The following is a 3,844-nucleotide window of genomic DNA, read 5'->3' on the forward strand; positions in this document are numbered from 1 at the left end:
GCACCTGGTTGGTGAAGGAGTTGCTCATCACGAAGCTGGGGTGGCCGGTGGCGCAGCCCAGGTTCACCAGACGACCCTCGGCCAGCAACAGGATCTTGTTGCCGCTGGGCAGGGTGATGTGGTCGACCTGGGGCTTGATGTTCTCCCAGGTGTACTGCTTCAGCGAGGCGACATCGATTTCGTTATCGAAGTGGCCGATGTTGCAGACGATCGCCTGATCCTTCATCTGGATCAGGTGCTCGTGGCGGATCACCTGGAAGTTGCCGGTGGCGGTGACGAAGATGTCGACATCAGCCACAACGTCCTCCAGACGGACGACGCGGTAGCCCTCCATGGCGGCCTGCAGGGCGCAGATCGGATCGATCTCAGCGATCATCACGGTGGCGCCAAGGCCACGCAGGGACTGGGCCGAACCCTTGCCCACATCGCCGTAGCCGAGCACCAGGGCGACCTTGCCGGCCACCATCACGTCGGTGGCGCGCTTGATGCTGTCCACCAGGGACTCACGGCAGCCGTAGAGGTTGTCGAACTTGCTCTTGGTGACGGAGTCGTTGACGTTGATGGCGGGGAAGGGGAGTTCGCCGCTCTTCTGCAGTTGATAGAGACGGGCCACACCGGTGGTGGTTTCCTCGGTCACGCCCTGGATCTGGGCCTTGATCCGGGAATAGAAGCCAGGCTGGGCAGCCAGCTTCTGGCGAATGCTGTTGAAGAGGGCGGTCTCCTCTTCGTTGCTGGGGTTGTCCAGAACGGAGGGATCGCTCTCGGCCTTGGTGCCCAGGATCACGAGACCGGTGGCATCGCCGCCGTCATCGAGAATCATGTTGGGGGTACCACCGTCGCCCCACTCGAGGATGCGGTGGGTGAAGGCCCAGTACTCATCGAGGGTCTCGCCCTTGTAGGCGAACACAGGGACACCCGCAGCAGCGATCGCAGCAGCGGCGTGGTCCTGGGTGGAGAAGATGTTGCAGCTGGCCCAGCGCACTTCAGCGCCCAGAGCCACCAGGGTTTCGATCAGAACGGCGGTCTGAATCGTCATGTGCAGGGAACCCGCAATGCGGGCACCCTTGAGGGGCTGCTCAGCGCCGTACTTGCTGCGCAGGGCCACCAGACCGGGCATCTCGGTCTCAGCGATCTCGATCTCCTTGCGACCGAAATCAGCCAGACCCAGATCGGCGATCACATAGGTGCTGGTGCTCTGCAGCGCAGGCGCAGTGGGGGAGGCCACCATGGTTGATGTTCTTGAGGTGAATGCACTCGCCAGCCCAGACCGTGGCTTGGCAAGAGGTGTGGAATATCTGCAGAGACGCCGAGGCTTCGGGCTCGCTTAAGGGCAATCTATCGGTATGCAACAACTGAGCGTGCAGTTAGCGGATGCGGCGGCCACCCAGAACCTGGGCCGTCAACTGGCCTTGGACTGGCTCGCGTTGCCGCAGCCCAGGCCCATCCTGTTGCTGGAGGGGGATTTAGGAGCGGGCAAGACCTCGCTGGTGCAAGGGATTGCCCTGGCTCTCGAGATCGATGAACCCATCACTAGCCCCACCTTTGCCTTAGCGCAGCATTACCAAGGACAGGCCGCCGCCTTGGTCCATCTCGACCTCTATCGCCTTGAGCAGAGTGCCTCCGCCGATGAACTCTTCTGCCAAGAAGAAGAGGAAGCCCAGGCACTAGGCGCCTTGATGGCGGTGGAGTGGCCCGGGCGACTGAGCTTCAAACCAGAAGGCGCCTGGACCCTGCAGCTGGACCTGCTCGACCCGAACGACCCCGAGGCCGGACGGGTGGCCAGGCTGCAGCGCTAACGCTGCAGAAACCGCTGCACCGCAGCCGCATCGGGTTGAGGGTCAATCGCCCCCGCCCCGCCGCAGACCAAAGCACCACAGGCCGCAGCGAAACGAAGCATCTGCTCAGGGGACATCAACCCCTGCACCAGTTGATGCAAGAGACCAGAACTGAAGGCATCACCGGCGCCGGTGGTGTCCACCACCTGGGGTGGCGCCAAGGCCTCGAGCACCCCGGACGCACCGCCCAACCACCAATGGACAGGGTTGCCGCCATCGGTCACCACCACGTCAGGGGCTTGGGGCAAACCCGCCGAGATGGCGCTCGGATCAGCGCTTCCAAAAAGCCAGAGCGCCTCTTCCTTGGCCAACTTCAACAGCGACGCCGCAGCGATGAGGGGTTGCATCGCGTTGAGGGCTGCCGCATCCGGGCCGGAGGCTGGATCGGAGCTGACATCCCAAAACGTGGGGCGCCAATTGACGTCCAAGGCAATCCGCACCCCCGCTGCCTTGGCCTGATCCACCGCCCAACGCAAACTGGCCGCCGACGCTGCTGTGGCCAGCGGAATCGTGCCCACCAGCAGCCACTGGGCTTGGGCAGCCAAGGCCGGCCAGGCCCGCTCCAACTCGGCCTGATCGAGGGCCTGATCCGAGAAGCCCTGGCCCTGGTCGCCGGCAAATCCCTGAAAGACGCGCTCGCCATCGGCGTGGCGGCGCACCAAGACAACACGACTAGGGCGCGTGGCATCCCGTTGCAGACCCGCCAGCTCCACGCCACGGTTGGCCATCAACTGTTCAAAAGACTCTCCGATCGAATCGCGCCCCAGCCGGCCAACAAAGGCCGAGGGGGTGCCAAGACGGGCCAGGGCGCAGGCGACATTGGCCGGGGCCCCGCCCAAGCGGTCGTCACATTGATCCGCTGTTGCCGTCGCCGGATCTCCCCCCAAGGGCCCCAGGCGATCAACCAGGGCCTCGCCCAGACAAATCACCTTGGGGGCTGGTTGCATCGATCAGGCCGCGGCGGTTCCCTCCTCAGGGTGCAGACGCGCCAGCAAGGCGGCAATGATCCGCGCGTTGGCAGCGGGAAAAGGGAAGTCGCTTAGGTGCTGGGGCTTCACCCAACGCACCTGCTGCGAGGCCAAGGGCTGGGGCTCACCGGAGCGCCAATGGCAAAGGTGAACGACAAACCGCAGGCGCTTATGGCTGTAAGCGTGATCCAGGCTGATCAACTCTTCACCCACCTGCACCTCAATCGCCAGCTCTTCCTGCAGCTCGCGGCTGATGGTGACCTCGATCGCCTCCCCCGGTTCCTGCTTCCCGCCGGGGAATTCCCAGAGACCACCCAGCAACCCTTCATTCAGGCGCTGATCAATCAGAACCTCACCCGCGTCGTTGAGGACCACGCCAACGCCAATGACCTGAAAGGGCAGTTCACGGGGGACTTCTTTCACTGGGTAGGCCACTGGATCGCCGGAAGCGTAGGCAGCGCACTGCTCGCTCCAGGGACATTCCAGACAGCTGGGATTCTTGGGGGTGCAGACCGTGGCCCCGAGATCCATCAGGGCCTGATTGAAGTTGCGCGGCTGCTCCCTTGAAAGCAGCTGCTCGCTTAAAGCCCAGAGCTCTTTGCTGTTGCGAGCCGGCGGCGTGGGGCTAGCGATTAAACGCGAGAGCACCCGTTTGACGTTGCCATCAAGGATCGGAAACGGGAGATCAAACGCCGACGAGAGGATGCTTCCTGCGGTGCTTGGACCAATTCCCGGCAAGGCCAACCAGCTCTCGAGGTCACGGGGCCATCGGTCGAACGCATCGTCGGAAAGACCTTTCCCGTAGGTCCTCAGGAACTGCTGGGCCCCTTGATGCAGCCGGCGAGCACGGGAGTAGTAGCCAAGGCCTTGCCAGAGCAACAGGACCTCTTGCTCATCGGCTTCCGCTAGAGCAAGCACTGTCGGGAAGCGCTCCATCCAGCGAGTCCAGTAGGGCAACACCACCTGCAGCTGGGTCTGCTGGAGCATCACCTCCGCAACCCAGATCGGATAGGGGTCCAGAACTTCCTTCCGTCCGGGCAC

General features: G+C 63.4%; 3 protein-coding genes and 1 pseudogene. 1 reads left to right on the forward strand and 3 read right to left on the reverse strand.

The window, feature by feature from the left end; all coding sequences use genetic code 11:
• Nucleotides 1-1,228 (reverse strand): adenosylhomocysteinase (gene ahcY, locus QZ184_RS10680; protein WP_296419558.1); only part of this gene is annotated, 1,228 nt, incomplete at its 3' end.
• A gap of 115 nt (nucleotides 1,229-1,343) precedes the next feature.
• On the opposite strand from ahcY, the pseudogene tsaE reads away from it, so the two are divergent.
• Nucleotides 1,344-1,796, forward strand: a pseudogene (tsaE, locus tag QZ184_RS10685) (tRNA (adenosine(37)-N6)-threonylcarbamoyltransferase complex ATPase subunit type 1 TsaE); the annotation flags it as partial.
• Here the strand turns inward: tsaE and QZ184_RS10690 are convergent.
• Nucleotides 1,793-2,782, reverse strand: a complete 990-nt coding sequence (locus QZ184_RS10690; RefSeq protein ID WP_296419560.1) for a carbohydrate kinase — start codon at nucleotides 2,780-2,782, stop codon at nucleotides 1,793-1,795. The pseudogene tsaE and the gene QZ184_RS10690 sit on opposite strands and share 4 nt — an antisense overlap.
• 3 nt (nucleotides 2,783-2,785) lie before the next feature.
• Nucleotides 2,786-3,844: 8-oxo-dGTP diphosphatase MutT (mutT, locus tag QZ184_RS10695; RefSeq protein ID WP_296419562.1), on the reverse strand; the 1,059-nt coding region annotated here is incomplete at its 5' end.

This window comes from Vulcanococcus sp. DEBay_Sum22DG08_74 (assembly GCF_017852955.1).
Classification (GTDB): Bacteria; Cyanobacteriota; Cyanobacteriia; order PCC-6307; family Cyanobiaceae; genus Vulcanococcus.

What these genes read in the sequence shown, in the direction of transcription:
- QZ184_RS10690 (WP_296419560.1), bottom strand. Translation starts at nt 2,782, where the DNA reads ATGCAACCAGCCCCCAAGGTGATTTGTCTGGGCGAGGCCCTGGTTGAT.